General features: G+C 48.1%; 5 protein-coding genes and 1 pseudogene. 4 read left to right on the forward strand and 2 right to left on the reverse strand.

Annotation, left to right across the window (positions count from 1 at the left end):
• Both Q0628_RS00835 and Q0628_RS00840 read left to right on the forward strand, forming a co-directional pair.
• Window positions 1-634, forward strand: a 634-nt coding sequence (locus Q0628_RS00835; protein WP_298767614.1) for a fibrobacter succinogenes major paralogous domain-containing protein, incomplete at its 5' end; no start/stop codon positions are given.
• An 18-nt stretch (window positions 635-652) separates the two neighbouring features.
• Window positions 653-1,849 (forward strand): fibrobacter succinogenes major paralogous domain-containing protein, encoded by a 1,197-nt coding sequence (locus Q0628_RS00840; RefSeq protein ID WP_298767616.1) that lies wholly within the window; start codon window positions 653-655, stop codon window positions 1,847-1,849.
• 117 nt (window positions 1,850-1,966) lie between these two features.
• Here Q0628_RS00840 and Q0628_RS00845 read toward each other — a convergent pair whose 3' ends face one another.
• On the reverse strand, window positions 1,967-2,341 hold the full coding sequence (locus Q0628_RS00845; protein WP_163441103.1) for a hypothetical protein: 375 nt from the start codon (window positions 2,339-2,341) through the stop codon (window positions 1,967-1,969).
• A gap of 38 nt (window positions 2,342-2,379) precedes the next feature.
• Window positions 2,380-3,798 carry an FISUMP domain-containing protein gene (locus Q0628_RS00850; RefSeq protein WP_298767618.1) on the reverse strand — a complete coding sequence of 473 codons (1,419 nt, stop codon included), beginning with the start codon at window positions 3,796-3,798 and terminating at the stop codon, window positions 2,380-2,382.
• Between the two features lie 413 nt (window positions 3,799-4,211).
• Here Q0628_RS00850 and Q0628_RS00855 point away from each other — a divergent pair, with 413 nt between their 5' ends.
• Complete coding sequence (locus Q0628_RS00855; protein ID WP_298767620.1) at window positions 4,212-5,339, forward strand: fibrobacter succinogenes major paralogous domain-containing protein; 1,128 nt, start codon at window positions 4,212-4,214, stop codon at window positions 5,337-5,339.
• A gap of 18 nt (window positions 5,340-5,357) precedes the next feature.
• Window positions 5,358-5,598, forward strand: a pseudogene (locus Q0628_RS00860) (hypothetical protein); the annotation flags it as partial.

Consider the following 5,598-nt stretch of genomic DNA (forward strand, 5'->3'; position numbering starts at 1 on the left):
GACGGATTTGCGCGACGGCAAAACCTACAAGACGGTGACCATTGGCAGACAGATTTGGATGGCGGAGAATCTGAACTATGCTTACACAGACGTTTTCTATAAAAGGGATAACTATACATCCGATTCCACCAGTTGGTGCTATGACAATGACCCTGCCAACTGTGCCAAATACGGTCGCTTGTACACCTGGGCTGCGGCCATGGATAGCCTTGGCAAGTGGAGTAAAAATGGCAAGAAATGCGGCTATATTGCGTCTTGTTCTCCGACCTATCCCGTGCGTGGCATTTGTCCTAAAGGCTGGCACCTGCCCAGCAAGCAGGAGTTTGGAACCTTGATCACGGCGGTGGGCGACAGTTCCACAAATGGTACAGTTCTCAAGTCTACCGATGGCTGGAGCAATCATGGCAACGGCACAGACGCTTTCGGGTTCTCTGCGTTACCTGCTGGTGCCAGGAGCGATGGGCATTACGTACGAAGGGGCAGCTACGCATACTTCTGGAGTTCAAATGATACGAAGGGCATTAGCAACGACGCGTACCGTATGTATTTGTACTGCGGCGAAGACATCGCAGGCTTGATTTACGATAATAAGAATCATGGGGCCTCCGTCCGTTGCGTGAAGGACTCTAAATAATTTCGCAAAGGTTTCGCTATGAAGAATTCATTTGCCAAGAAATTTGTGGTCTGCGCCCTTGCGGGGGTGCTTGGTGCTGCGTTTATCGGCTGCGGGGACGACGACTCGTCTTCGCCGAAGGGGACGGGGCTTCCTGCCGAAGTGGCTGACAAGGCGGAACTTGAAACCTACGAGTGCGGCATGGATGTCATCGGCGAGAAGGTCTATGTAGCAGACCTTGAACTGAACTATGAATGCGACGGCGAAAAGTGGTTCAAGTCCTACGACCAGACAAAGCCGAGTTCGACTTCTACAAAGTCGTCGAGCAGCATGAAGGCTGATGGCTCCAGCGACGAAGGCGGTGATGAAAATTCCCCTGATAGCGAGAAGGGTAGTTCTTCAAGCGTCGCTCCGAGCGATGGCGCTTCCTCCGAAAGCAAAAATGGCGATTTGTCTAGTTCCTCTCGTGACAATGTGAATTCTTCGGGTACGAATCTGTCTAGTAGTTCAGTTGCGTCCAGTAGCAGTGTGAAATCGAGCGGTAGCATCGCTTCCAGCAGTAGCGTGTCTGTTGTTGATCCGGCAACTGTTGTAACGGGGACATTGACTGATGACCGTGACGGCCAAGTCTATAAGACAGTCACCATAGGCACCCAGACCTGGATGGCACAAAATCTGAACTACGCCTACACTGGCGTGCCTTATAAATTCAGCTCCTATACCGGTAGTGACTCCTCCAGTTGGTGCTACAACAATGCCCCCGACGGTTGCGCCAAGTACGGTCGCCTTTATACCTGGAGCGCCGTGATGGATAGCGCGGCTCAGTTCAGTGAGAACGCTGGAACCAAGTGCGGCTATGGCATGACCTGTACCCCAAATAGCCCCCACCGCGGTATTTGCCCGGAAGGCTGGCATGTACCTACTAACGAGGAGTACAGTACCCTGTACGCCAACATCGGTAGAACCTCCCCTGTCGGTAAAAAGCTCAGATCCACCACTGGCTGGTATGGTAGTTACAACGGTAGCGATGACTACGGGTTCTCGGTTCTCCCCGCCGGTTACAGGGACTTCAATGGCCTTTTCGCTCTCGAGAGATTCAACGCCTACTTGTGGAGTGCCTCTGAGTACAAATTTTACAATGCGGGGATCCAGCGCTTTAACTACGACATCTACCAGGTACTCCAGAACGAGGACAACAAGGGCAAGGGCCGAAGTCTGCGTTGCCTCCAGGACTAAAACCTGTTCCGTGGCTGAACATTCGCGTTAGGCCAGCAACCACTTAGAGTTTCGCTCTTAGTGGGCCGTGGTCCCCTTTAGGGGATGACGCAGCCATTGCCCCATACAAGAACGAATCTATTTGGATGAGTTCAAGTGATATTCGCAGTCTTCCATGGCTTCCTTGTAAAGGTCGTCACGATTCTGGTCGGTCAAGACTTCGTCTTTTTGATCCATGTGGTAATCGTTCATCCAGATTTCATGCTTGACCGTGGTTTCGTCTTGCCAAATGTAAATATCGCGGATGCCCATAAACTGTTCGGAATACTTCCAGGTATCGCATTCCTTTTTAAAGGAGCAGCTTGTGTCGTCCCCTGAGCCATCTTTGGGACAGCTGCCTGAACCTTTGTTGTTCGGTGATGAGTCATCTGTTGCGGAACTGCTGTTGGAATCGCTGCCGCAGGCAACTAGCAAGGCGGCAATGGAAAACGGGATAATAAATTTTTTGAGCATTTTTGGTCCTTTTATTTTAAGCATTGGCAACCAGGTTATCAATCCTTCACGCAACGAACGTAGAGCCCATGAGTAGAACTGCCCATCTCTAAATCAAAATTTTTCCATATCCAACTATATTCATAGTATAAATTATAGAGCTTATCAACGTATGTCGTATCCAAGGTGAAATTTTCAGCCTCAACAGAATCGGTGTAAACAGTATCAATTACCATTCTTACCTCCAAAGAGTCTTCGCTTGTCCAAAACTCGGTTTCATTGAAGGGACTCTTTTCCACTTTCCCCAAAAACTTCCTAGTCGGCAACATGGTAAAACCGGTCGTATTCGTAGGCTTTACCTCAGAAGGATCCCAATAGGAATTTGTTGCCATGAGGTTTCCCATATTATCTGCGACCGTGAACAAATCTTGCCATTCAGCCACCGACGGCACATGCCAGCCACTAGGGCAGATTGAATCTCTCTGGCTGCCATAATAAACACTTCCTATTGAATAATACTCAATTGTATCCTGACGGTCACGCAGATATTTTCCTGGTGCATATCTCAAATTTTCTGCCATCCAGGTATAATTGCCGATTTTTAGATATCCGTAAACATTGCTGTCGCGCTCATCTGTAAAATAGCTGTATTCAAGATCGCCGTTGAAATGATTTTTTGCTCCGTTCAAGTCATGGACCAATTGAGTTTGCGCTATTTTTATGGAATCAAGACGGTTTTGGCGAACACTTTGAAACTTTTTCATGGCATCGGCGGAATCCGCCCTGGAACCCAAAAGACAGCGAACATACATTTCAAAAGACTTTCCTGAAAAATTGGGTTCAAATGGCTTACGGTCGCCTAGATCGATGGAATAGCAGACTGCCATTCGGGAATTGGATTCGTACTTGTATCCGTACTCCGTATCGATGCGAACACCATAATCCGTAGATGTACTGGTCCAATAAGTGTTGGAGCCACCCCAACCATGTTCAGCCAAGCCACAGAATGTAGTGGAATCGCATTTAGAGGTTACCAACGTCTTAAGCTCGTCAAACTCAGCCATGGTCGGCAAATGCCAGCCCGGAGGACATATTCCATCGTTATACAAGCTATCATCATAGTAGGCAAAATTCATTGCCACTTCATAGGAATACTTGCGTCCAGACTCACCATCAGAAGACTGCTCAACATTGTTTGTTGCCATCTTCGGATTCCACAGCGTGTCGTAGAAAGCTAGATTTTCGGCCATCCATACTTGAGTACCGACCCGAGCAATTTTATAGGTTGTTCCATCACGCGGGTCAACCATGGAGCTCATTTTGACGACGCCATCTTTTGTTCCTGAATTCTCAAAAGAATTTTTGTCGCCGGAGCCAGTCTCGTCTTCACTACCGGAATTGGTACCGCTGTCGCCGCAGGCAATTAGCGTCAAAGCAAAGCCAAGAGCCATAGTTATCGGGAACAAGTTTTTTTTCATTATGCCTCCAAATTTATCTAGCACAATAGTACACCTAATATAACTAACGGAAAATGTTCAACCAGGCTTTGCAGAGCCGTAAAGTGAGTTTTGCAAGCCCATTTGTCAAAAACATCAGCTATGGCAATAGCAGAAAGAAGAATCAGTTTTTTTTCATATTTTGCTTCTAGAGAATTATGATGTGGAGGAATATAGTTTGAACAAATAAATTGTGCAAGACATTTTGTTGGGCTGTTTCTTGTAAAATTTCATGAATTGACTATGAAAACAGCCTATATGTCGCAGTGTGAGACATATAGAAATTTTTCGCCCCGACGCGGCAAAAAAAGTTCGTTTTCTACGCATTGAAGGCTTGCGGTGCAGGGGGGTGCTTTGTTATTTTTAGGGGGTAAGGTTTACAAAGGGATGTTCTTATGAGAAAGTCTTTCCAGCGTGTCATTGCGACCCTGAACTTGTTTCAGGGGAAGCAATCTCTAACCATCTTTATGTTGGCGGCAATATTCGCCCTTTCCGCCTGTGACGACTCTTCGTCGGCGGGTGGTGATGACGGCGAAACAAGTGCCCTGAGCAGCAGCGCCAAGGTCACTGAGCCAGCCGAAGTGACCGACGGGTCCAGCGACAGCAACGGCGAAGCAATCTCCAGCAGCGGCAAAACGGAGTTGAACGGGTCCAGCAGTTCTGCCAAGTCGTCATTCTCGGAGCGAAGCGGAGGGGATCCATCCAGTTCTAGCGTAAAGTTGAGTAGTAGCAGTGCTAAATCCAGCAGCAGTTCCATGAGCAAGGTAGAGTCTTCGTCAAGCGAAAAGGTCTCTATATCATCATCGAGTTGGGGTGTCTTTGATTGGAGTGTTCCCAAGGAAGCCTATCTCAACCCAGAAATTCAGTATGACTCGATTGTTGATGAACGCGATGGTCAGGTCTATAAGACGATAAAAATCGGAGATCAAACTTGGATGGCTCAGAATCTGAACTATGCTTATACAGGTGTAAAATTCCACAGTGTTTACGGTACTGAATCCGATTCTACAAGTTGGTGCTATAACAACAAAGCAGAAAATTGTGCCGTGGCTGGCCGTCTTTATACCTGGGCAGCGGCTATCGACTCGGTGAAACTAGCAACCGATGCGGATAACCCGCTGAATTGCGGTTATGGTAAAAATTGCACGTTGCCTTCAATGGTTCAAGGAGTTTGCCCCAGCGGTTGGCACTTGCCTACATACGATGAATGGAGAGTCTTGTTTATTGCGGTTGGTGCTTCATCTACGACAGCAACAGTTCTAAAATCCCTATCAGGCTGGAATGGAAGTGGCAGTGGCTCTGATGCATACGGTTTTTCCGCGCTGCCAGCTGGTTACAGAAGCAGCAGAGGAGGAACCTCCTTCTCCCTAGCTGGCAGTTTCACGTACTTTTGGAGTGCCACTGAAGACGTCAATCCACGCTTAGTTCGTGTACCTGAACTGCGGCCCTTCGTGTCAAGCCTAAGCTATTATCAAGACAAGGGTTATGCCATCTCCGTTCGTTGCATCAAGAACTCTGAGTAATTTCCAAAAGGTTTTGCTATGAAAAACACATTCGCGAAAAAGTTTACGGTCTGTGCCCTTGCTGGGGTGCTCTGTTTCGCCCTTTCCGCCTGTGACGATTCGTCGTCGGCGGGGGGTGATAATGGTAGTGGCGGCAATCGTGGGGGTATTCCCGACACCGTCGAGACTTTCATGGAACTGTCGGATTACGACTGCGGCAAGAGTCAGAAGTGTGTTGCCACCTACCTGACGGAATACCATGACATGGCTGTGTGCGATG

The organism is uncultured Fibrobacter sp. (assembly GCF_937877005.1).
Classification (GTDB): Bacteria; Fibrobacterota; Fibrobacteria; order Fibrobacterales; family Fibrobacteraceae; genus Fibrobacter.

Bases quoted from the DNA above. Each gene is read 5' to 3' on its own strand.
- Q0628_RS00855 (WP_298767620.1), top strand. From the start codon at position 4,212: ATGAGAAAGTCTTTCCAGCGTGTCATTGCGACCCTGAACTTGTTTCAG.
- Q0628_RS00850 (WP_298767618.1), bottom strand. From the start codon at position 3,798: ATGAAAAAAAACTTGTTCCCGATAACTATGGCTCTTGGCTTTGCTTTG.
- Q0628_RS00840 (WP_298767616.1), top strand. From the start codon at position 653: ATGAAGAATTCATTTGCCAAGAAATTTGTGGTCTGCGCCCTTGCGGGG.
- Q0628_RS00845 (WP_163441103.1), bottom strand. From the start codon at position 2,341: ATGCTCAAAAAATTTATTATCCCGTTTTCCATTGCCGCCTTGCTAGTT.